This is a genomic window from Vreelandella andesensis, from assembly GCF_003989795.1.
Taxonomy (GTDB): Bacteria; Pseudomonadota; Gammaproteobacteria; order Pseudomonadales; family Halomonadaceae; genus Vreelandella; species Vreelandella andesensis.
Genome location: NZ_RZHG01000010.1, coordinates 37,700 through 59,474 on the forward strand (window position 1 = coordinate 37,700; position 21,775 = coordinate 59,474).

Below are 21,775 nucleotides of genomic sequence, written 5' to 3' on the forward strand. Positions count from 1 at the left end.
CGAATAGAAAGAGCAGAAAATAGTGGCCTGTGCGTGGTAATCTAGCTACTCCACCACGCGGGGGACGAGATATAGGCCGTTTTCTACTGCCGGAGCACAGCGCTGGAAAGCGTCGCGCTGGTTGATTTCCGTGACTTCATCGGCTCGTAGGCGTTGCGTGGCATCAAGCGGGTGCGCAAGCGGCGCAACACCTTCGGTGTCCAAGCTTTGTAGCTGGTCGACCATGTCCAGGATGCGGCTTAGATCGTCGACAAAGCCACTGGCTTGGTCATCGCTAACGGCGAGTCGGGCCAAGTGTGCGGCCCGGCGCACATGAGATTCTTCAAGCGCCATGATCGAATTTTCCTCGCAAACGTGATGGAACATATTCCGTATTCAGCGGTATACATACGGTCATCTTAAATTCGTCTTGTGTAACAGACGTAGAAAATAGCCGCAAAATGTACCACATATTGGCCCTAACGGGCAGCATTAGGCACGACTCGTGCTTGCTGCCAAGGGGTTGCAGTGATACCGTTTGCATCCGCACAGGGTTCCCGGTCTGCACTAGGTAACAACATCCATGTTCAAACGTTTGAGGGGGCTGTTTTCCAGCGATCTATCGATCGACTTGGGTACGGCCAACACACTGATTTATGTACGCGGTCGTGGCATCGTACTCGATGAACCGTCCGTAGTCGCTATCCGCCAGTCTGGCAACATGCGCAGCGTGGCATCGGTTGGCACCGATGCCAAACGCATGCTCGGTCGCACGCCAGGCAATATTACCGCCATCCGCCCGATGAAAGATGGTGTTATTGCCGATTTCACCGTGACTGAGCAGATGCTTCAACACTTTATTCGTAAAGTGCATCAAAGCACCTTCTTAACGCCCAGCCCACGTGTTTTGGTGTGTGTTCCCTGCATGTCAACGCAGGTTGAACGGCGCGCGATTCGCGAGTCGGCGGAAGGTGCTGGCGCCCGCGAAGTTTTTTTGATCGAAGAGCCAATGGCCGCCGCCATTGGTGCAGGTCTTCCGGTTGATGAGGCGCAGGGCTCAATGGTGGTTGATATCGGTGGTGGTACTACCGAAATTGCCATTATTTCGCTTAACGGTGTGGTTTATTCAGAATCTATTCGTGTTGGTGGTGATCGTTTTGATGAGGCCATCACCGCGTATGTGCGCCGTCACTACGGCAGCCTGATTGGTGAAGCCACCGCCGAGCGAATCAAAGAAGAAATTGGTTGCGCTTATCCGGGCGGCGAGCTGCGCGAAATTGATGTGCGTGGTCGTAACTTGGCAGAAGGCATACCGCGTAGCTTCACGTTGAACTCACATGAGATTCTTGAAGCACTTCAAGAAACCTTGGGCTCCATTGTGGCAGCGGTTAAAAGTGCTCTTGAGCAATCACCACCGGAACTTGCTTCCGATATCGCCGAACGCGGCTTGGTGCTTACCGGTGGTGGGGCGCTGTTGCGTGATCTCGATAAACTGATCGCTGAAGAGACAGGCTTGCCGGTGATTGTGGCCGAAGATCCGCTCACCTGTGTGGCTCGCGGTGGCGGCAAAGCGCTGGAAATGATTGATCAGCATACTTTCGAGTTGCTGTCGAGCGACTGATCGTAGCGGTTTATTGCGGGGGATTGCCTATTAAACCGCTATTTTCGCACGCCTCATTGCCAGGATATCGGCTGTTCTTCTGTGTGCTGTTGGCTGGCATTTTAATGTTTGCTGATCAGCGCTTCACCCGCATGGAAGCTGTGCGCGCCCAAATGACGATGATTGTTGCCCCCATTCAGTGGGTCGTCAGTTTGCCTAGCGACTTGCTTAACTGGGGGGCTCTTGCGCTTTCCGATCAACAGGCGCTTGTCGATGAAAACCGACGCCTGCGTGAGCAAATTTTAACGCTTTCGCATCGGGGTCAACGGTTGGCAAACCTGACGGCAGAGAACGCAGAATTACGCAATCTTCTGAAAGCGGCTCAACGCAGAGATATTCCTTATATAACCGCTGAGCTATTGTCACTTGATAATGATCCTTTTAGTCATCAGATGGTGGTTGATCGGGGGCATCGAAATGGTGCCTATGTCGGTCAGCCGGTCATTGATGCTTATGGCTTAGTGGGGCAAGTGACTGCTGTGTCTGCGTATTCGAGCCGCGTTCTTTTGTTGGCTGATGCTAGTCACGCATTGCCTGTTCAGGTAAACCGCAATGGCCTGCGGTTTATTGTTCAGGGGGCAGGTCGATACGGGAGCGTGAATGTTTTACATGTGCCAGATACCGCAGATATACGTGAAGGTGATCTGTTAACGACGTCCGGGCTGGCAGGGCGCTTCCCACCAGGCCACCCTGTTGCTAGGGTTACTAATGTTTACCACGACCCAGGCCAGCCTTTTGCACAAGTGACCGCAGAGCCTTCTGCGCAGCTACAGCGTTCACGACACTTTCTATTGCTGTTCCCGCCGCCCCGTGAGGAATTAGAAGATACCATTTGGCGGGAGGATATGGATATTTCAGCCGCTGCATTGCACGCTGCCCAGCGTATTGGTTTGCAGCAAGATGCTGCACAAGAGGTGCAGTAATGGCCAAAACGCCTGCAGTCTCGCTTATCTTCGTATGGTTTACGCTTGTACTTGCGTTGTGTTTACAAGTCATGCCTTTAGCAGAGGGGTGGCAGGTATATCGTCCTGAGTGGATAGGGCTAATGCTGATTTACTGGTGCATGCGAACGCCGGACAGAGTTGGTGTTTTCCATGGATTTGTTATTGGTATTTTGATGGATTTGATTGAAGGAACCGCGCTAGGGCAGCATGCTCTAATATTATCGCTGTTGGCTTTTTTGTGTGCCTTGGTTTATCCCCGCTTTCGCGCCTATTCTCTTGTACAGCAATCTGTTCTGGTGTTGGTCTTACTAGGTTTGGTGCAGTTGATTGAGCAGTGGTTACGCACACTGACAGGTGATTTTTCGATTCACTTGTCCTTTTTAATTCCATCACTGATCAGCGCTGTTTTGTGGCCTTGGTGGTCTACCATGCTCAAAGCACTCGAGCAGCGTTTAGCCAGGGTGTGATGGACTATTTTTTAGTCCGCAAAGGCTCAGAGAGTCAACAAGCCGTTGAGGAATTAACAAGCTGCCGGAGCTGCTGTTATGGATGTTTCACTTTCTGCTGTCGCCGCTAAGTCGCCGCCTTCATTATGCCTCGCCTCGGCATCGCCCAGACGCAAGGCGTTGTTAGCATCGATCGGTGTGAAAGTGAAGGTAATGCCGAGTGATGTAGATGAAACACCGCTAGAGGGGGAATCCGCACAAGCTTATGTGAAGCGTTTGGCTATTGCTAAAGCGCAAGCGGCTGTTCCAAAAACAATGCTTCCTGTACTGGGTTCAGACACGGCGGTCGTCGTTGATAATCAAATACTGGGCAAGCCCATTGATGAGTATGATGCGGCCATTATGCTTAGGAAATTGTCGGGGCGTTGTCATAATGTATTAACTGCGGTCGCTGTCACTGGCCCCAAGGGTGTACTCTCTTGTTGTGTAACAACGGTCGTTAAGATGCGCGAAATAAGTCATCAAGAAATAGCTGATTATTGGCAAACCGGTGAGCCAGTCGACAAAGCTGGAGGATATGCCATTCAAGGTTTAGCCGCCGTGTTTGTTGAAGAAATTAAAGGCAGTCACTCAGCCGTCGTGGGGTTGCCACTGTATGAAACAACACGCTTGTTGTGCCAGCAAGGGGTGCCAATTTGGTCGGGCTGCTATCAGCATAGATAACCGCCATTTCACCGCATGCTGTGCTGACAAGGATATTGTGACTCAATAAGGAATTTTGCATGAGCGGTGAAGTCCTCATTAATTTAACGCCAATGGAGACCCGCGTTGCGCTGGTGGAAAATGGTGTCTTACAGGAGGCACTCATTGAACGCTCACGTAGGCGTGGAATTGTAGGCAATATCTACAAAGGCAAAATAGTGCGCGTGCTGCCTGGTATGCAGGCTGCTTTTGTTGATATTGGCCTTGAGCGCGCAGCGTTTATTCATGCCCATGAAGTCATGCCGCCGGGTACGCCTCACGATGAGCAACAGACCATTGGTCAGTTACTGCATGAAGGCCAGGCGCTTGTCGTTCAGGTGACCAAAGACCCTATCGGCAGCAAGGGTGCCAGGCTCACTACCCATCTTTCGATACCTTCTCGTTATCTTGTCTATATGCCTGATTCTCCCCATCATGGTGTATCCCAGCGCATTGAAGATGAGCGAGAGCGGGAGCGATTGAAAGCGCTGCTGGATAAGGGAATCGATGAGCAGACCATTGAGGTGACCGGTGGTTTTATCGTGCGCACAGCTGCAGAGGGCGTCGGTGATGAAGAGCTGGCTAGCGATATGTACTTTTTGCTGCGGATCTGGCGCAAGGTAAGTGAGCGTAAAATAACGGCTGCATCGCCGAGTGTGATTTACGATGACCTGCCTTTGTTTATGCGTACATTGCGTGATGTGATGCGTGATGATATTGAAAAAGTTCGCATCGATTCCCGTGAGAACTTTGTCAAACTGGTCGAATTTGCTGAAGAGTTTATGCCCGATGCGGTAGACCGTATCGAGTATTATCCAGGCGAACGACCTATCTTTGACTTATACAGCGTTGAAGACGAAATTCAAAAAGCATTGGCTCGTAAAGTCCAGTTGAAATCCGGTGGCTATCTGGTCATCGATCCGACAGAAGCAATGACCACGATTGATGTTAATACCGGTGGTTATGTTGGCCATCGTAATCTTGAAGAGACAATTTTTAAAACGAACCTGGAAGCGGCGACCGCGATTGCTCGTCAGCTTAGGCTGCGCAACCTTGGCGGCATCATCATTATCGACTTTATCGATATGATAGATGTGGAGCATCAACGTCAAGTGTTACGCGTGCTTGAGAAAGCATTAGAGCGTGATCATGCTAAGACGAAGTGTACTGGGGTAACCGAGCTCGGCTTAGTGCAGTTGACCCGTAAGCGCACGCGGGAAAGCCTGGAACAAACCCTGTGCGAGGCATGCTCAACATGCAGTGGTCGCGGTACGTTGAAAACCCCTGAAACTGTTTGCTACGAGATCTTTCGCGAGATATTGCGAGAAGAGCGTGCCTACAGTGCTGAAACCTACATGGTGCTTGCTTCTCAGCCGGTGGTTGACAGGCTCTTGGACGAAGAGTCTGCTGCGGTTGCTGATCTGGAAACGTTTATTAATAAAACCATTCGTTTTCAGGTAGAGCAACACTACTCTCAAGAACAGTACGACATCGTACTAATGTAATGAAAGCGCTACGGTCATTATCGCGATGGTGCCTAGTAGTGATTGCATCGCTACTAGGAAGCCTTGCTGTTTTTCTGCTGTTGGCACGTTTACTAATTAGCCAATCCAGCCTGTTAACACCGAAAATAGAAGCGTTGCTCGAAGCTCGAATAGGGGTGCCCGTTAGCATAGAGCACTTATCGCTGTCGTTGGCTCGTAACGACCTTGTTTTGCGACTGGAAGGTGTGAATTCTGCAGCGCCTGGCGGGCAGTCATTGGTATCTCTTGAAAGCGCACATTTACGGCTTGATGGTTGGGCGACATTAAAAAGCGTTGCTCCTGTGTTTAATGATGCGCGCATTACTGGCCTCGAATTTCATTTATATCAGCAGGGCGATGCTGCCTGGGGCTGGCCAGCACCGGCAGAGCTACCCATTGTTATGTCCGAGGAGCCAACCGTTGATTTAGAGGCGCTGGACGCTTGGGCCGGTCTTATTCTTCGTCAGCGTTTGTGGGTGGATAACACTCAGCTGGTGCTGCATGGAAGTCAGCAATCCGTCACTTTGCACGCGCCTACCTTACTGCTCAATGGCGATGAACGGCGCACGCGCCTAGAAGGTGCCGTCATGATCTTAGCGTCACAGGACGAGGATTCTCAAAGGTCTGAATCTCAAAGGTCTGAATCTAAACGGGTAGAATCTCGTCACAATGTGGCTCAAGAAAATCAGGCTCCAGAAGCACTGCCAGCGATTGCGATGAACGTTGAGATGCAGCCGGGAAAACAGGGGTTCCGTGATTTTTCAGCGGCACTTCAATTGGATATGCAGTTGGATCATTTAGTGGCATTAGCCGCTGTTTTACGCTCCGATAGTATGCCTTCCCTAGAGCAAGCAGGCGGTGAAGTGACGTTGTGGGGACGCTGGCATGCTGGACGCTTAGATGAGGCACGCCTAGATGTCAATATTCCACAGTTGACCCTGCGCCATGAGATTCAATACGCCATCCTTCAAAATATTCAGGCTAATGGCCTTTGGCAACGAAACGGTGAAGGCGGTGAAGCATGGCTTAGTGGCAATGCTGAAAACGTTGAGTGGGCGCGCCCTGAAGGTGGAAGGGGTGGCCCAGCCTTGCCACGGCATTGGTACTTGTCCCACCAGCCTGATTTCTGGGAGGTGCGCACCAGCGCTTTTGAGTTAGCCTCCTTGGCTGCTTGGCGCGACTATATTTTACTGCCTGAGTCGCTTACCCGAGTGTTACAAACGCTATCACCTCGTGGTCAGGTCCAAGGTTTGCGTTTAGGTCAGCATGAAGGGCGCTGGGGCGTTGATGCGGCGTTAACCAACGTAGAGGTGATGCCTTGGAAGCAAGCGCCTGGAGGTGGGCCGTTAGATGCTTGGGTACAGGCAAGGGATTTCCGCGGCAGGGTAACGTTTAACAGTGCTGGAAGTAGCTCGCTTAATTTTCCTGAACTGTTTGAATCACCTATGCAGTTAAGCCACGCAGAGGGCGTTGTAGAGTGGGTGTATGACGGCCCAAGCACTATGATTAGCGGAAGAGATCTGCACTTAGATTGGGATGGTGCCCAAGTGAGCGGGGGGTTTGGCCTCATTGCGAGTGAACAAGGTGGCCAGTTCGGGCTTGATATTGCCTTTGCAAATGTCGATGCGGTTAACAAGCCACTCTCTCAGTGGCTGCCCATTAAAGCACTTGAGCCTAAACTTCGTGAGTGGTTGCTCACCGACATAGGCGGTAATGTTCCCCAGGGCTCGCTCAAACTTAGCGTTCCCTTTACGGGCAAAGAGACGGGAGTAGTTAATCAGCCTGCAGATCAGATTTCCTCCACGCTAGCACTTTCTGTCACTCAAGGCAGACTCCCTATTGCACCCGAATGGCCGCTGATTGAAGAGATTGAGGGCAGACTAATTTGGAAAGATCAGGTTTTAGAGGCGAATATTCAGCGTGCTGTAAGTCAGGGTATCGATGTTTCTGATGGGGTGCTAACAATGGCCGATGAGACGCTTAATCTGTCGAGCAGTCTCAGCAGTGATAGCGATTCGCTATTAGCGTTTCTTCAAGCAATACCAGAGATGGATACAGCCCTGTTTAATGGTATTCATGCAGAAGGCCGCGTTGAAGGTGATATCGCCTTATCGTTGCCCCTGAGCGCGCCAGAGACATTACAGCTAGAAATTAATGCGCGTCCAAATTTCAAAACGCTGGCTTTTCAGCCCGTGGATATCCCGCTAGAAAATCTTCAGGGAGAGGTGACGTGGCAGCAGCACGGTGAAAAAAACGCCTTACTTGGTCTTATCACGGGGCAAGTGTCAGGCAGTTCTATCGAAGCGGATATCAATGTTCCAGATGGCGGTATTGCCCTGCGCGGTAATAGTGAAATCGCCGACTTATTTCAATTGGCTAACATTCCCGCTGAACAGGCTCGCCAGCTGTTTGAGGGGCGTACTCAGTGGCGTGGGCAGATTAACTTACAGCCATCACCGTCGATAGTCCTTGAAAGCCGTTTGCTTGGAGTTATAAGTAGATTACCAGCGCCGTTTAGTAAAGCCGCTGAACAGTCATGGCCGTGGCGGTTACACGCTGATCTTGACAGTGGTCGTTTGGTAACGCAGTTAGCCAATATCATTAATGCCCGTGTACAACTGGGTAATGATGAAATAACGGGTGTGGTTTCTCTAGGCAGTGCTGCCGCACCCAGTAACTGGCCAACGCAACCAGGCTGGCGAGTGGTCGCGCAGGTTGATGAATTGCCTCTCGACGACTGGCAAGCGGCGTTGTTTCCTTTGATGCAAGCATCGGCCCCAGCGAGCAGTGACAAAGGAAGTACGCCGATATCAGTGATGCTTAGTACACCTTGTGTACATTTCCGTGATGCGTGTTTTGGTCAGTTAGAAGCGACAGGCAGCGTTGAAGGAAAGCGTGTGGCCATGCAGTTAAGCGGTGATCTTGTTTCAGGTCGAGTGGATTATCAGCCAGATAGCGCGTTGCCGCTTGATATTGCCATCTCGTCGCTGGAAGTCGATCGATTATTCGATATGCCTGCCGCAGCACATGATAGTAGTGCGCCAACGCCTAATTCCTGGATGGATGCTGTTGAAACCCAGCACGCTACAACGAGTGCGATACCTGAATGGCTTAACCAGCTGCCCGATGGCAGACTCCGACTAGCAGATATTAGCATTGGCGAAGGGCGTTTTGGACCGTTAACGGCTTATTGGCAAACCCAGGATCAACGCTTTACCCTTTCCCCCGTCGGATTGACGCTAGGGCAGCTTTCTGCCCGCGGAGAATTGGTATGGGAAGGTAATGCCATCAATAGCCATACGCGTGCTGATGTCTCGATACAAGGCGGTGATGTGGGCACTGCGTTAGAGCGCCTAGGTCAACCAGTCGCTATGCGAAGTCGAACCACCGATGTCAGCACCGCGCTGACCTGGCCAGGTGCTCCCTGGCAGTTTGAATTAAGTCGGGCTGAAGGCAATATTCGAACCGACGTGCGTGACGGCCGCTTTGTTACGCTGGAATCTACCCCGGCTCGCTTAGTTGGCCTACTTAATTTTGACAATATATTGCGCCGATTGCGTTTCGACTTTTCTGACGTGACAGGGCAGGGAACTGCGTTTGATCGGGTACATGGCACGGCAGATGTCGCCGCCGGTCAACTCTTGCTGCGCGGACCACTGACCATCGAAGCACCGTCTACCACGCTAACCCTGACGGGGAGCGTTAATTTGATACAACGTGAACTTGATCAGCGACTAGGCGTCACACTACCTATTAGCCAAAGCTTGCCTATCGCAGCCATTGCCATAGGAGCTCCCATTGTGGGTGGCGCTCTTTTTATAGCTGACCAGCTTTTTGGTAACGCGCTGGATCAAGCGACAACTATTCATTATCGCGTGCGAGGTCCGTGGACGTCGCCGCAGATTACTCTAGAAGGCCCTTGATGACCGCACATAAAAGCGATGTAGATACCGCTGTTTCCATATTATTGACACCGGGTGGCCTGGATTTGGATGCCCTTGATACAGGGCTCTCGTATGCCATGGGCGGTGGGATTGATTATGCGGACCTTTACTTTCAGCGTACCTGGCAAGAGGGCTGGGTACTGGAAGATGGCGAAGTAAAAGAAGCTAGCTATAACATCGATGGTGGTGTTGGTGTGCGCTCCCTAGCGGGTGAGAAAACAGGGTTTGCCTACTCCAATCAAATTACTGCAGATGCACTCATGGATACTGGCCGCACGGCGTCGGGCATCGTGCGAAGTGGCAAGCAACTACCAGGCCAGCCGATCGTGGCTGTTAGTGCTGCGGGCCGTTATGCAGGTATTGACCCATTAGCGGGGCTTACGGCCGACGAAAAAGTGGCGATGTTGAAAGAAGCCGACCGCATAGCGCGCGCCGCTGACCCTTCAATTAGCCAAGTCAGTGCCTCCTTGTCAGGCACTTATGAAGTGGTGCTAGTACGTTCCAGCGATGGCACGTTAGCGGCAGATATCCGCCCATTAGTGCGTTTCAACGTGAGTGTCATTGCGGCCAAAAATGGCCGTCGCGAGCGTGGTAGCGCTGGGGGTGGCGGCCGTTACTCAATGTCCAGACTGCGAGATGAAAACGTAGCAGCGCGTTATGCGAAAGAGGCTGTGCGTCAAGCCTTGGTAAATCTAGAGGCGGTGGATGCTCCCGCAGGCCAAATGCCCGTCGTTCTAGGCGCTGGCTGGCCCGGTATTCTGCTTCATGAAGCAGTGGGCCACGGGCTAGAAGGTGATTTTAATCGCAAGGGAAGCTCAGCCTTTGCTGGGCGCATGGGTAAACGCGTTGCGGCAAAGGGGGTAACGGTTGTCGATGATGCTACCGTTGCAGATTGCCGTGGTTCACTAAGCGTGGACGATGAAGGTACGCCGGGGCAGTACACACCGCTGATCGAAGACGGTATTTTAACCGGCTACATGCAAGACAAGCTTAACGCACGGTTAATGAATATGGCGCCAACCGGCAATGCCCGGCGGGAATCTTTTGCTCATTTGCCGATGCCGCGCATGACCAATACCGTTATGTTGGCAGGCCAAGATGAACCTACCGATATCATTAAAAGCGTCAAGCGCGGTATTTACGCGGTTAGCTTCGGTGGTGGTCAGGTTGATATTACATCAGGCAAATTCGTGTTTTCAGCTAGCGAAGCCTATCTCATCGAAGATGGTAAAATTACTGCACCTGTTAAAGGGGCTACCTTGATTGGCAACGGCCCTGAAGCCATGGGGCGTGTTTCAATGATTGGCCACGACATGGAAATGGATACAGGGATTGGTGTGTGCGGTAAAGAGGGGCAGGGTGTGCCAGTAGGCGTCGGTCAGCCCACCCTTAAGCTGGATGAGCTGACCGTTGGCGGTACCCAGTCTTCGTGATAGAGAGCGATTAGAGCGCCAGTGTATCGCGTAAGTGTTTAAACAACTTGCGCGAGCTGGTCGGCGGTTTGCTTTGCTCACGCTCTTTGCGCGCATTCCGCACTAGTTGACGTATTGCTTGACGATCCGCGTTCGGGTATTCCGCCATAAATAAATCAACAGCGCTGTCACCTTCCTCAACTAACCGGTCGCGCCATTTTTCTAGGCGGTGAAAGGCATGATCGCGCTGCTCTTTTTCTTGTTCGATGGCGTCGAAAACACCCTCTATAGCAGTAAGGTCTTCTTTGCGGATAAGCTTGCCCACATATTGCATATGACGACGTCGGCCTTCATGAGAGCGGATGCGCGAGGTCTCTTCTATAGCACGCAGCATATCATCAGAGAGCGGAAATTTCGCACGCTCCGCGGGCTTCATAGCGATGAGCGTTTCGCCAAGCGCCTGAAGGGCATGCATTTCCCGCTTAAGTTGAGACTTACTGGGGCGCTCTTCTTGTTCATCAATATCGAAGGGCTCGGGGCGTTGCTTAGGCATACTAGAACTCACTAATTAGTTTCGTTTGCAGCATTATATCAGGCTGCGACCACAACATTGATTCGCCAATGCGATTCTGGCGAATAAGGAGGCCAATATGGCACAAGCATTTGATGCAGCGGCCCAGCAGTTGCTGTTAACGCAGCGCGCTGAAGAAGCGCTGGCGCTAGCAAAAAAATTAGGCGCAGATGCTGCGGAAGTAGGCGCCAGTGTGGATCAAGGCCTTGGGGTCAGCGTACGGCTTGGGGAAGTAGAAACGGTCGAGCTGTCACGTGACCAGGGGATTGCCATTACGCTTTATGTCGGTCAGCGTAAGGGCAGTGCTTCATCTACCGATGCCAGCAGCGCGTCAATTAAAGCGACCGTAGAGAAAGCGTTGGCCATTGCCCGCTATACGGGTGAGGACCCCGCCTCAGGATTAGCAGATGCGGCGCTGATGGCAACCGATTTCCCTGATCTCAAAGTGCACTATCCATGGGCGCTGACGACTGACGAAGCAATTGATCTGGCGTTGGCGTGTGAAAAAGCCGGTCGTGACGTAGCGGGGATACATCAGTCGGAAGGTGCTTCGTTGTCCAGTGGCGAGGGTGTGCGTGTTTACGCTAACAGCCACGGCTTTTTGGGTACCCAGAAGGGCAGCAGTCATTCGCTTTCGTGCATGCTGATTGCGCAAGATGAGAAGGGCATGCAGCGTGATTATGATTATACCTCGGCCCGTAATCCCGCCATGCTTCGCGACCCTGCAGAAGTGGGTCGCGAGGCAGCATCACGTACACTGCGACGTTTAGGTGCTCAACGGCCGCCAACAGGCACCTTTCCTGTGCTATTTGATCCTTCGCTCTCAAGCGGCTTGGTAGGCCACTTAATGGGGGCGTTAGCAGGTGGAGCACTTTATCGCGAAGCTTCTTTCTTGTGTGACCGTTTAGGCAGCCCGTTATTCCCAAGCTGGTTTGGGCTGGAAGAGCGGCCGATGGAAGTGGGCGCGACGGCTAGCTCGCCGTTTGATGCGGAGGGCGTTCAAACTCGCAATAACCGCTTTATCGAGCAGGGTAATGTGGCTAGCTATATGTTGTCTGCTTACAGTGCGCGGCGCTTAGGGATGCAGTCAACAGGCAATGCAGGTGGCGCACGCAATTTACGCTTGTTAGCACCGTTAACGCCTCGAGATGATTTGCTAAAGCAGATGGGGCGTGGCATCTGGGTGACTGAGCTGATGGGGCAGGGGGTTAACGGCGTGACGGGCGACTATTCGCGAGGCGCTGCAGGCTTCTGGGTAGAAAATGGCGAAGTACAGCACCCCATTGAGGAATTCACCATTGCCAGTAATTTGAATAACATGTTTGCAGGCTTGGTAGCTGTTGGTGATGACATCGATACCCGTGGCAGTATTCACACGGGTAGTTGGTTAATCGACGCAATGACCGTCGCTGGTAGCTGATAGCGTCCGGCAATTGCTTACTGACGTGAGTGATCGTCGTTCCAGGTTAGTGATCTTCGTCGAAACGTGCGTCGAACAGTGCTTCAATAGCCGCTAGTGCTTGTTCGGCGTCGTCGCCTTCAGCATGGACTCTTAGTTCAGTGCCACAGGGAGCGGCCAGCATCAATAGCGACATAATGTTGGCCGCATCTGCCATTTGCTGTTGTTTGTAGACGTGAATGCTCGCCGAAAACTGTTGGCTACACGTGACGAGTTTGGTCGCTGCACGTGCGTGAAGGCCGCGCTGATTAGTGAGTGTTAACGTTCTTTCTGGCACTCTGGTTCCTTTTTGCCGAGTGGGGTCGTGAAGAGTAGGCGGTGGTTAGTCGCTATGCTTATTACGCACTCGTTGACGGCGAAGATTTGGAGGGCGGCTGTTCACTTAGGGTGTACTGCAGTCCTAACTCACGATGGCGGAGTTGAACTTCTCCCGTTTGTTTAACCAGCTTTTGCGCCAACTGTTCCACCATATAGACGGAACGGTGCTGTCCACCGGTACAGCCAATGGCAATGGTCATATAGCTGCGTTGGCTATTTTGATAGGCAGGTAGCCACTTTTCCAACCATGTCTGGATATCATTGCTCATGTCTTCTACAACGGGATAGCCCTGCAGAAATGCAATAATATTAGCGTCACGACCGTTGTATTGGCGCAGCGTTGGATCCCAGTAAGGGTTTGGTAAGCAACGCACATCAAAGACCAAATCAGCGTCAAGCGGTACCCCACGTTTATAGCCGAATGATTCGAACGTCAGGGTTAATCTATCTTCACGCTGTTGGGCAACTTGGTCAGTTATCCGGCCTCGCAGATCGTGCACCGATAGACGGGATGTGTCGATTATGAGATCAGCAAGATCGCGGATGTCGAGCAGTGTCTCTTCTTCTTTATTAATCGCTTCCTCAAGCGTCATATCGCTACCACGTGTCAGTGGATGACGGCGTCGGGTCGCTGAGTAGCGCTCAAGAAGTATTCGGGCATCGGTAGTTAAATAAATAACTTGAAAATGAATGCTTTTTTGACGCAAAGCCTCAAGCATCGCGGGCAGTTGCTGAAGCGCTACCGGTAAATTGCGCGCATCAATACTGACCGCCAGTTGCGTGCGTTCACTTTGCTCACGCAACTCATCCACCAGGGAGCCGAGTAACATCGCGGGCAGATTGTCGATGGCATAATAGCCAAGATCTTCTAACGCTTGTAAGGCGATAGATTTACCGGACCCTGAACGGCCGCTAATGATCACCAGTTGCATAGAGTTTCTCTTGGCATGCTAGTAAGAAATGGAGGAAAACGTTGAGCAAGCGGGCAATGCTTAATGATGGACCATTTAGGAAACCGGTTGTTCGCGAATTCTTGCTGTAATAAGGTCTAAAAGCTCACGTTGGCTGGCTGCTTTTCGAAGCTGCTGACGTGTGTCAACGCTGTTCATGATGGATGCCACTTGGCCTAGTAACGCTAAATGTGTGTCGTCAGCCTCTTCAGGTACTAAAAGGATGAACACGAGATCGACGGGATCACCATCAATAGCATCGAAATCCACAGGCTCAGCAAGCTTTAGAAAGCTAGCAATAGGTGAGCTGCAGTGAGGGCTACGTGCGTGAGGAATAGCAACGCCGTTGCCTATACCAGTGCTGCCCAAGCGCTCACGACCAATCAGGCGGCTGAAGACTTCTTGGCTATCTAGGCTAGGTGTGTTTTGCGCAATAAAGGTGCTGAAAAATTCAAGCACCCTTTTTTTGCTGCCCCCGGCGACGTCGTAAAGTACGCGCTCCGGGGGAAGAATAGTTTCCAACGTCATTGAATTAACGCACGCCTGCGCCTTGGGCGCGAGCTTGTGCTTTTTCCTTGTGTTTAACGAGTTGACGATCAATTTTGTCCGCTAGCGCATCAATCGCAGCGTACATGTCATTGTCCAATGCTTCTGCATGTAAATCGGCTCCTGCAGCATGCAGTGTGCAGGCAGCTTGCTGACGCTCCTTTTCAACAGATAAGGTCACTTGTACGGTAGTGATGTTGTCGTAATGACGCTCAACGCGTTCTAGCTTCTCATTTACATAGTCACGCAAGGCGTCAGTCAGTTCTACGTGATGACCAGTGATATTTACTTGCATTGACGTGCTCCTTATCTGTCGGACTGTCTTTCGATTGTAACCCTTTTTGCGCTATTGCAAAGCCCTTAGACAGACTTTGTCTCGTAAGCGCTGTTTTATTAACGTAAACGGCGCCGTTCACTTGAAGAGGGAATCCCTATCGATTCGCGATATTTGGCCACTGTCCGCCTAGCGACAGTGATGCCTCCCTCTTCCAATAGTGACACAAGTCGGCTATCTGAGAGCGGTTTGCCGGAAGGTTCGTCCTGCACCAGTTTTTTGATCCGAGCCCGGATAGCGGTGCTGGAATGGCTGTCACCGCCGTCCTGGCCACTCACTTGGCTGGAAAAGAAGTATTTGAGTTCGAATACGCCGCGTGGGGTATGAATATATTTCTGGGTAGTGACCCTGGAAATAGTGGATTCATGCATTTCGACGGCCTCTGCAATGTCCGCTAGAATCAGCGGCTTCATAGCTTCTTCTCCGCGCTCCAGAAAGCCTATTTGACGAGCTATGATTTCTCGACCAACCCGCAGTAGCGTATCGTTACGGCTTGAAAGGCTTTTGATGAGCCAGCGAGCCTCCTGGAGATGGTCTTTTAAAAATTGGTTATCTTGGCTTTTGTCAGCCCGTTTGATGAGGCTCGCGTAGTCAGGTTGAATGCGCAGCCGTGGCAGTGCCTCTGGGTTTAGTTCTAGGTGCCATCCCTCGTTGTCGTGGCGCACCACGAGGTCTGGCGTCACATAGCTATCATCGGTGTCTCCAAAGGCGCTTCCAGGGCGAGGATCAAGGCTGCGGATTAAGTGGATAACGTCATCAAGCTGATCTTCGTCCAGACTCAACCGTCGCTTCAATAAGCGCACATCGTCTTTACCCAGCGCTTCAAGAAATTGGCGCACTAGGCGTTTGGCTGGCATAAGCAACGGTGTGTCGTCGGGGAGTGATGCCAGCTGCAGCATTAAGCATTCACGAAGATCGCGAGCAAATACGCCGGTGGGCTCAAATTGTTGAAGTCGAAGTAGGGTCGTTTCAACTTCACGCTGGCTAAGGCCGTCATGCCCTTGAGCTTTAAGTCCTTCGCGTATGTCGTTGAGAGGCTGAGTTAGATAGCCGTTGGCATCCAATGCGTCAATGAGGCTTTCAGCGATGGCATGGTCGCGAGACGAAAAGTCTGTCATGGCCAGTTGCCAAAGCAGATGACTATGCAGACTTTGGCCAGTGGCTTGACGCTCAAAGTCTGGCCCTTCGCTGCTAGCGCCATAGCTACCTATATCTTGATTACCTATATCTTGGTAAGTGTCTGACCAGTCGCTATCGGTCGAGAGTTCGTTAGGAATGCTTTCAGACCATTCAGCTTCCTGGGGTTCACTAACAGCCTGTTCACCGAACTCATCTTCCTGCTCAAGCATTGGATTGGCATCAAGTGCTTGCTGAATTTCTTGACGGAGGTCCAGCGTTGACAGCTGTAGCAAGGCAATAGCCTGCTGCAGCTGAGGTGTCATGGTCAGCTGTGTACCGATACGCAATTGAAGAGAAGCTTTCATGACCATCTGAGAACCACTCGTTAACCAGAAAGCTCCACCCTATTGTGTGTTGTGGCTTGGTGCAAGTGCAATAACTATGCCACCAGTACTATTTTTTCTGCAGGTGACTGTTTACAGGCGAAAATCAGCCCCTAGATAAACGTCTCTTACCCGTTGGTTGTTGAGAATTTCCTGGGGTGGGCCGCTGGCAATAATATGACCATCGCCTACGATATAGGCAATATCGCAAATATCCAGTGTCTCTCGGACGTTATGGTCAGTAATCAATACACCAATATGGCGTTTTTTGAGTGCCCGAATGATCGTTTTAATGTCACCCACTGAGATTGGATCAACGCCGGCAAATGGCTCATCAAGTAAAATAAAAGCAGGCTCTGTCGCGAGGGAGCGGGCAATCTCAACACGCCTACGCTCTCCGCCTGAGAGACTCATACCTAAATTGTCACGAATGTGAGTGATGTGAAAATCTTCTAGTAGCGACTCAAGGCGTTGCTCACGGGCGCTACGGTCGAGTTCCTTGCGGGTTTCCAAAATTGCCATGATGTTGTCGGCAACGGACAGTTTGCGAAAGATAGAGGCTTCCTGAGGCAAGTAGCCAATACCGGCTATCGCACGTTCATGCATGGGGGCATGCGTTAAATCAAGCCCGTCAATGCCTACTTTTCCCGCATCAGACTTCACCAAGCCGACAATCATATAAAACGACGTCGTTTTGCCTGCACCGTTGGGTCCTAGCAAGCCCGCCACGCTGCCTTGGGAGATCTCTAGGTTAATATCCTTAACCACGCGGCGGCGTTTATAGCTTTTGGCTAGGTGATGGGCATAAAGTGTTCTTATTGGCGCTACTTCGGGGGTTGGCTCTGACGCTTTGGTGTGAGGTGCTGGCTCTACGCTGTTTGTCGCCACGGGGCACTCCCTATTGTTCCGGCTGAAGAGTCATACGAATGCGCTGTGGTTCACCACCACTAACATCAGAACGCGCCTGAACCACCCCTTGATCCATAAAGTACTCTAATCGTCCGCCCTGAAAACGATCCGCTTGTTGGATAAGCTCAGCTTGGTCAATCAGTTCGACCCGGCGCTCGGCAACATGATAAATGATGCGCTTTGCCCAGCCTTCCATCGGACTTGCCTGGTCTTCGAGCTGGTTGCGTATATAGGCTCGTCCACCGGTAGCAACAGCGCGCGATAGCTCGCCAGCGTCGTTACGCTGAATCTCTACGCGATCACCACGTAGCTGCATATTGCCTTGCCGAATATCGACGTTGCCGGAATATACGGCGGTGCCTGCTCGTTGATCGAGATCTAAACGGTCGGCTTCAACTTCTACGGGGGCTTGGTTTTGCGCCATGGCCGGTAGCGCTGCCACCGAGATGGGTAGTGCAATGGCGAAGAGTGCCGTGCGAATGAGAGTGTTCATCGCGACTCCTGCTGGGAACGGGTGGTAGGCGGATGAACGCCGCGCACATTGTTGGTTAAGCGGATCTGGCTATCGTCCAGCCATACATCCATACGTGAAGCCTCAATGCGCTGGGGCGGTTGCTGAAGTATGGTCTCGGCATCGCTCCAAGCATGACGGGTGATGCCATCATAGTGTAATAATTCTGTATTCAGCTGCCAGCCCTCATCGGGAGCATGTAGTTGGGCTGAGCCAGCCAGAGTGAGTGCCTGCGTGTCAGTATTGAGAGTGCCGGTTTCCGCCGTAGCCCGCCATTGGCGCTCTTCGCTATCGAAGAGTATTGCCTTAGGTAAGATGACGTCGGTCATCGCCGTTTGTGGGGTATGCACTAAACGGGGCGTTGTCAGTGACTGTTGGATGGCACCTGTTTCACCAAACAGCGTGATTTCTGCGTTTTCTAATACATGGCCAGGCTCTTGAGCGCGTGCTTCAGGATCAATTGCTTGGTCTTGAGGGCCGCGTGGATCTAGCCACACAAGTAAGCCACCTAAGGCAAGTACCATGGTGGTTACCCATGCGCGTTTTTTAACCCAAAAGCGCATTACGAGTTGCCGTGTAGATACGTATCTAAGACAGCGTCCCAATGACCCTGAGACATCAATAATGTGTCGCAAATTTCACGTACAGCCCCATGGCCGCCAAGCCGGTCAGTTATCCAGTCGGCATGGACATGCATATAATCAGGTGCATTAGGAACAGTGATGCCGACACCAGAGCGCTTTATAGGGGCAAGGTCGGGTAGATCATCACCACAATAGGCAACTTGCTCTAGCGTGATATCGAGGCGTTGGCAAAGCGCGCGTAGCGTGTTGAGTTTGTCCTCGCACCCTTGATAAACATGGGTAATCCCCAGCGATGCTGCGCGCTGGCTGACCATGGGAGAATCACGCCCGGTAATTAAGGCAACATGAATGCCAACGCGCTTCAATAACTTTAAGCCATGACCGTCTTGAGTATGAAATGCTTTGATTTCGATACCGTCAGCTTGAAAGTAGAGGCGGCCATCAGTAAGTACGCCGTCGACATCAATGGCAAGCAGTTTTACGCGGCGAATTCGGTCTTGTAGAGCGTCAGGTAGAGCCATGAAGCCTCCATGTTGTAAGTGTTTAGTAACAATTAAATAACGCCACTGGCAAGCAAGTCATGCATGTGAAGTGCACCAATGGGGCGCTGCTGATCATCCACAACCGCCAATGCGGTGATTCGACTATCTTCCATGATGCGTACCGCCTCAGCCGCCAGTACATCTGGGCCGATACGTTTTCCAGGTCGCGTCATAACGTCATCAACTAATACGTTACGTAAGTCATGGAACTGATCCAACGTTCGGCGTAAGTCGCCGTCGGTATAAACACCGGCAAGACGGCCTTCGCTATCGACTACGCAAGTAAAGCCCAACCCTTGGCGAGTAATTTCTAAGAGTGCATCTCGTAGTGGGCTGCCTAATGTCACCTGAGGAAGACGAGACCCGTTGTGCATCAAGTCTTTTACACGCAAAAGTAAACGTTTACCAAGGCTTCCGCCAGGATGTGAAAGCGCAAAATCTTCAGCAGTGAAGCCACGCGCTTCCAGCAATGCCACGGCTAGAGCATCACCTAATGCAAGGGCTGCAGTGGTTGAGCTAGTCGGTGCTAAGTCGAGTGGGCAGGCTTCACGTTCAACGCCACTGTTGAGGTGAGCGTCAGCGTGCTTAGCCAACGTTGAACCAGGGCGACCGGTCATGCTTACAAGCGGTGTGCCTAAACGCTTTAAAAGTGGAAGCAGTGCCGTGACCTCGGCGGTTTCACCTGAGTTCGAAAGGGCGAGTACAACATCCGCGCGGGTGATCATACCAAGGTCGCCATGACTGGCTTCTCCAGGGTGTACAAAAAAGGCAGGCGTGCCAGTGCTTGCCAGTGTTGCGGCCAGCTTACCCGCAATGTGGCCGGACTTGCCCATACCGGTTACGACCACGCGTCCGTGACAGGCAAGGATAAGCTCACAGGCATGGTCAAAGCTTTCATCAAGCTTTGCTTGAAGCCCCCCAATTGCGGCCTGCTCAATTTGCAACGTGCGCAGCGCACTTTCACGCAGTGGGCTAGGTGTCGATAGTGGCTGGCGCATGAGAAGGTCTCTCTTTCGTAAGCGGTCAAAAGTAGACCGTCAAGAATAACATCTTGGCACGGTTTTTAGGTAAAGCGCGTACCTAGCTCTTAAAGGTTGGCCACAACAAGACAGTCATAACGAGCGAATCTGTTACTGTGGGTAGCGTTAAGTTACGATGTTCGATAATATTTCGAAAACACTGTTTTTTAAACTGTCATTTTTTTAACTATCGCGTGCGTAGCCAGCATATACTACTGCTGTTGCGCCAAGACGACTATCAAGGCCAGCCAGCCCATGACAGATGTTCCTTTCATCGAAATTGAAGATTTGTATTTCTCGCGGGGTGATCACGATATTTTTCGTGGAATCAATATGACGATTTCGCGCGGCCAGGTAACGGCTATCATGGGACCAAGCGGTACCGGCAAGACGACCCTTTTGAAGTTAATTGGTGGACAGTTAACGCCTGACCGAGGTCGAGTGCTAATCGATGGGCAAGACGTACATCGATTGTCACGTAAAGCACTGTTTGCACTTCGAAAACGCATGGGTATGTTGTTTCAGAGCGGCGCGTTGTTTTCAGATCTAGACGTTTTTGAAAATGTAGCATTTCCACTTCGGGTGCATACTGACCTGCCGGATCAGATGATACGTGACCTTGTGCTTCTTAAGTTACAGGCAGTGGGTTTGCGCGGAGCAAGACATTTATCGCCTGCTGAGCTTTCGGGTGGCATGGCAAGGCGTGTGGCGTTGGCTCGGGCGGTGGCACTTGACCCAGAACTGATCCTTTATGATGAGCCTTTTGTTGGTCAAGATCCCATTTCAATGGGGGTGCTTGTACAGCTGATTAAACGCCTTAATCAAGCATTGTCGCTTACGTCAGTGATCGTTTCTCACGATATCAAAGAGACCCTTAGTATTGCCGATTATTTGTATCTCATTGCCGATGGGCAGGTGGTAGCCTCCGGCACGCCACGTACCTTAGATACGAACCAAGACCCTCGGGTGAGCCAGTTTATTCATGGGGAGCCAGACGGGCCGGTGCCGTTTCACTATCCTGCTGAGACACTTTACCGCGATATTTTAGGTCAAACCTCTGCAGGGAAGGTGGGTTAAATGCAATCAAACGTAAAACATGCTATCTCGCATGTTGCTCAGCTGGGGCGAAAAGGATGTGACGCCTTAGAATCGCTAGGGCGTGCAGGTGTCTTTTTGGCTCAGTCAGCCGTCGGGGTTCCTTCACGGGAAGGATGGTCATTGTGGCTGCGCCAAGTGCATTTCGTTGGTGTTCTGTCTCTAGCTATTGTGCTGGTATCAGGGCTGTTTATTGGCATGGTGCTTGCGCTACAGGGATATACCATTTTGGTTGACTTTGGGGCTGAACAAGCGCTCGGCCAAATGGTTGCGCTGTCACTTCTTCGAGAGCTGGCGCCGGTGGTCGCCGCGCTGTTGTTTGCTGGCCGCGCAGGCTCTGCGTTAACGGCAGAAATCGGTCTTATGAAGGCGACCGAGCAGTTGACAAGCATGGAAATGATTGGCGTCGACCCATTGCGCCGGGTGGTGGCGCCAAGGCTGTGGGCAGGCTTTATTTCGCTACCTATTCTTACCGTTGGTTTCAGTGTGGTGGGAATTTGGGGCGGTTATTTAGTCGGGGTTGAATGGCTGGGGGTTTTTGAAGGTTCTTATTGGAGCAATATGCAAGCGAGCGTTTCGTTTGTTAATGATATTGGTAACGGCATAATCAAAAGCCTTGTATTTGCCGTCGTAGTTACCTGGATTGCGGTGTTCCAAGGGTATGACTTAGTGCCCACTTCTGAAGGGATTTCACGTGCGACAACACGTACGGTGGTCTATTCGTCGCTTGCTGTTTTAGGGCTGGATTTTGTGTTGACTGCCGTTATGTTTGGCGGTCTTTAATGG

General features: G+C 51.7%; 22 protein-coding genes. 10 read left to right on the top strand and 12 right to left on the bottom strand.

The window, feature by feature from the left end; all coding sequences use genetic code 11:
- Positions 1-45: 45 nt before the first annotated feature.
- Positions 46-333: an Asp-tRNA(Asn)/Glu-tRNA(Gln) amidotransferase subunit GatC gene (gatC, locus tag ELY33_RS05270; RefSeq protein WP_126945000.1), complete on the bottom strand. Its 288-nt coding sequence runs from the start codon at positions 331-333 to the stop codon at positions 46-48.
- Between the two features lie 229 nt (positions 334-562).
- On the opposite strand from gatC, the gene ELY33_RS05275 reads away from it, so the two are divergent.
- The 7 genes from ELY33_RS05275 (at position 563) to tldD (ending at position 10,670) form a co-directional block, all read left to right on the top strand.
- Positions 563-1,600, top strand: coding sequence for a rod shape-determining protein (locus ELY33_RS05275; protein ID WP_126945003.1), 1,038 nt, complete (start codon positions 563-565; stop codon positions 1,598-1,600).
- A gap of 23 nt (positions 1,601-1,623) precedes the next feature.
- Positions 1,624-2,562 (top strand): rod shape-determining protein MreC, encoded by a 939-nt coding sequence (gene mreC / locus ELY33_RS05280; protein ID WP_126945006.1) that lies wholly within the window; start codon positions 1,624-1,626, stop codon positions 2,560-2,562.
- Positions 2,562-3,050: a rod shape-determining protein MreD gene (mreD, locus tag ELY33_RS05285; protein WP_126945009.1), complete on the top strand. Its 489-nt coding sequence runs from the start codon at positions 2,562-2,564 to the stop codon at positions 3,048-3,050. Before mreC ends, mreD begins: the two co-directional genes overlap by 1 nt.
- 78 nt (positions 3,051-3,128) lie before the next feature.
- Entirely contained in the window at positions 3,129-3,752 is a 624-nt protein-coding gene (locus ELY33_RS05290) for a Maf family protein (RefSeq protein ID WP_126945012.1), read from the top strand.
- A gap of 59 nt (positions 3,753-3,811) precedes the next feature.
- Complete coding sequence (gene rng, locus ELY33_RS05295) at positions 3,812-5,275, top strand: ribonuclease G (RefSeq protein WP_126945015.1); 1,464 nt, start codon at positions 3,812-3,814, stop codon at positions 5,273-5,275.
- 38 nt (positions 5,276-5,313) lie between these two features.
- Positions 5,314-9,216: a YhdP family phospholipid transporter gene (locus tag ELY33_RS05300; RefSeq protein ID WP_126945018.1), complete on the top strand. Its 3,903-nt coding sequence runs from the start codon at positions 5,314-5,316 to the stop codon at positions 9,214-9,216.
- Entirely contained in the window at positions 9,216-10,670 is a 1,455-nt protein-coding gene (gene tldD, locus ELY33_RS05305) for a metalloprotease TldD (protein ID WP_126945021.1), read from the top strand. The genes ELY33_RS05300 and tldD overlap by 1 nt, the downstream gene beginning before the upstream one ends.
- A 10-nt stretch (positions 10,671-10,680) precedes the next feature.
- Here tldD and yjgA read toward each other — a convergent pair whose 3' ends face one another.
- Positions 10,681-11,202 (bottom strand): ribosome biogenesis factor YjgA, encoded by a 522-nt coding sequence (yjgA, locus tag ELY33_RS05310; protein WP_126945024.1) that lies wholly within the window; start codon positions 11,200-11,202, stop codon positions 10,681-10,683.
- 97 nt (positions 11,203-11,299) lie between these two features.
- Between yjgA and pmbA the strand changes: the two genes are divergently transcribed.
- Positions 11,300-12,640 carry a metalloprotease PmbA gene (gene pmbA / locus ELY33_RS05315; protein WP_126945027.1) on the top strand — a complete coding sequence of 447 codons (1,341 nt, stop codon included), beginning with the start codon at positions 11,300-11,302 and terminating at the stop codon, positions 12,638-12,640.
- Between the two features lie 46 nt (positions 12,641-12,686).
- Here the strand turns inward: pmbA and ELY33_RS05320 are convergent, their stop codons facing one another.
- The 10 genes from ELY33_RS05320 to ELY33_RS05365 form a co-directional block, all read right to left on the bottom strand.
- Positions 12,687-12,956: an HPr family phosphocarrier protein gene (locus tag ELY33_RS05320; protein WP_126945030.1), complete on the bottom strand. Its 270-nt coding sequence runs from the start codon at positions 12,954-12,956 to the stop codon at positions 12,687-12,689.
- Between the two features lie 61 nt (positions 12,957-13,017).
- Positions 13,018-13,929, bottom strand: a complete 912-nt coding sequence (gene rapZ, locus ELY33_RS05325; RefSeq protein WP_126945032.1) for an RNase adapter RapZ — start codon at positions 13,927-13,929, stop codon at positions 13,018-13,020.
- Positions 13,930-14,004: 75 nt separating this feature from the next.
- Complete coding sequence (gene ptsN, locus ELY33_RS05330; RefSeq protein ID WP_126945035.1) at positions 14,005-14,475, bottom strand: PTS IIA-like nitrogen regulatory protein PtsN; 471 nt, start codon at positions 14,473-14,475, stop codon at positions 14,005-14,007.
- A 4-nt stretch (positions 14,476-14,479) separates the two neighbouring features.
- Entirely contained in the window at positions 14,480-14,788 is a 309-nt protein-coding gene (hpf, locus tag ELY33_RS05335) for a ribosome hibernation-promoting factor, HPF/YfiA family (protein ID WP_027335376.1), read from the bottom strand.
- Between the two features lie 98 nt (positions 14,789-14,886).
- Complete coding sequence (locus ELY33_RS05340) at positions 14,887-16,317, bottom strand: RNA polymerase factor sigma-54 (RefSeq protein WP_126945037.1); 1,431 nt, start codon at positions 16,315-16,317, stop codon at positions 14,887-14,889.
- Positions 16,318-16,422: 105 nt separating this feature from the next.
- Positions 16,423-17,148, bottom strand: a complete 726-nt coding sequence (gene lptB / locus ELY33_RS05345) for an LPS export ABC transporter ATP-binding protein (RefSeq protein WP_126945477.1) — start codon at positions 17,146-17,148, stop codon at positions 16,423-16,425.
- A 79-nt stretch (positions 17,149-17,227) separates the two neighbouring features.
- Entirely contained in the window at positions 17,228-17,731 is a 504-nt protein-coding gene (gene lptA, locus ELY33_RS05350) for a lipopolysaccharide transport periplasmic protein LptA (RefSeq protein ID WP_126945040.1), read from the bottom strand.
- Positions 17,728-18,312: an LPS export ABC transporter periplasmic protein LptC gene (gene lptC, locus ELY33_RS05355; protein ID WP_126945043.1), complete on the bottom strand. Its 585-nt coding sequence runs from the start codon at positions 18,310-18,312 to the stop codon at positions 17,728-17,730. Before lptC ends, lptA begins: the two co-directional genes overlap by 4 nt.
- A complete protein-coding gene (locus tag ELY33_RS05360) occupies positions 18,312-18,854 on the bottom strand; it encodes a KdsC family phosphatase (RefSeq protein WP_126945046.1) in 543 nt (180 codons plus the stop codon). Before ELY33_RS05360 ends, lptC begins: the two co-directional genes overlap by 1 nt.
- 32 nt (positions 18,855-18,886) lie before the next feature.
- The gene (locus ELY33_RS05365; protein WP_126945049.1) at positions 18,887-19,873 is read right to left on the bottom strand and encodes a KpsF/GutQ family sugar-phosphate isomerase; all 987 of its coding nucleotides are present in this window, start codon (positions 19,871-19,873) and stop codon (positions 18,887-18,889) included.
- A 276-nt stretch (positions 19,874-20,149) separates the two neighbouring features.
- Between ELY33_RS05365 and ELY33_RS05370 the strand changes: the two genes are divergently transcribed.
- Positions 20,150-20,971 (top strand): ABC transporter ATP-binding protein, encoded by an 822-nt coding sequence (locus tag ELY33_RS05370; RefSeq protein WP_126945052.1) that lies wholly within the window; start codon positions 20,150-20,152, stop codon positions 20,969-20,971.
- Complete coding sequence (mlaE, locus tag ELY33_RS05375) at positions 20,972-21,772, top strand: lipid asymmetry maintenance ABC transporter permease subunit MlaE (RefSeq protein WP_126945055.1); 801 nt, start codon at positions 20,972-20,974, stop codon at positions 21,770-21,772.
- Positions 21,773-21,775 lie beyond the last annotated feature (3 nt).

Bases quoted from the DNA above. Each gene is read 5' to 3' on its own strand.
- gatC (WP_126945000.1), bottom strand. From the start codon at position 333: ATGGCGCTTGAAGAATCTCATGTGCGCCGGGCCGCACACTTGGCCCGA.
- ELY33_RS05275 (WP_126945003.1), top strand. From the start codon at position 563: ATGTTCAAACGTTTGAGGGGGCTGTTTTCCAGCGATCTATCGATCGAC.
- mreD (WP_126945009.1), top strand. From the start codon at position 2,562: ATGGCCAAAACGCCTGCAGTCTCGCTTATCTTCGTATGGTTTACGCTT.
- ELY33_RS05290 (WP_126945012.1), top strand. From the start codon at position 3,129: ATGGATGTTTCACTTTCTGCTGTCGCCGCTAAGTCGCCGCCTTCATTA.
- rng (WP_126945015.1), top strand. From the start codon at position 3,812: ATGAGCGGTGAAGTCCTCATTAATTTAACGCCAATGGAGACCCGCGTT.
- tldD (WP_126945021.1), top strand. From the start codon at position 9,216: ATGACCGCACATAAAAGCGATGTAGATACCGCTGTTTCCATATTATTG.
- yjgA (WP_126945024.1), bottom strand. From the start codon at position 11,202: ATGCCTAAGCAACGCCCCGAGCCCTTCGATATTGATGAACAAGAAGAG.
- pmbA (WP_126945027.1), top strand. From the start codon at position 11,300: ATGGCACAAGCATTTGATGCAGCGGCCCAGCAGTTGCTGTTAACGCAG.
- rapZ (WP_126945032.1), bottom strand. From the start codon at position 13,929: ATGCAACTGGTGATCATTAGCGGCCGTTCAGGGTCCGGTAAATCTATC.
- ptsN (WP_126945035.1), bottom strand. From the start codon at position 14,475: ATGACGTTGGAAACTATTCTTCCCCCGGAGCGCGTACTTTACGACGTC.
- hpf (WP_027335376.1), bottom strand. From the start codon at position 14,788: ATGCAAGTAAATATCACTGGTCATCACGTAGAACTGACTGACGCCTTG.
- ELY33_RS05340 (WP_126945037.1), bottom strand. From the start codon at position 16,317: ATGGTCATGAAAGCTTCTCTTCAATTGCGTATCGGTACACAGCTGACC.
- lptA (WP_126945040.1), bottom strand. From the start codon at position 17,731: ATGAACACTCTCATTCGCACGGCACTCTTCGCCATTGCACTACCCATC.
- lptC (WP_126945043.1), bottom strand. From the start codon at position 18,312: ATGCGCTTTTGGGTTAAAAAACGCGCATGGGTAACCACCATGGTACTT.
- ELY33_RS05360 (WP_126945046.1), bottom strand. From the start codon at position 18,854: ATGGCTCTACCTGACGCTCTACAAGACCGAATTCGCCGCGTAAAACTG.
- ELY33_RS05365 (WP_126945049.1), bottom strand. From the start codon at position 19,873: ATGCGCCAGCCACTATCGACACCTAGCCCACTGCGTGAAAGTGCGCTG.
- ELY33_RS05370 (WP_126945052.1), top strand. From the start codon at position 20,150: ATGACAGATGTTCCTTTCATCGAAATTGAAGATTTGTATTTCTCGCGG.
- mlaE (WP_126945055.1), top strand. From the start codon at position 20,972: ATGCAATCAAACGTAAAACATGCTATCTCGCATGTTGCTCAGCTGGGG.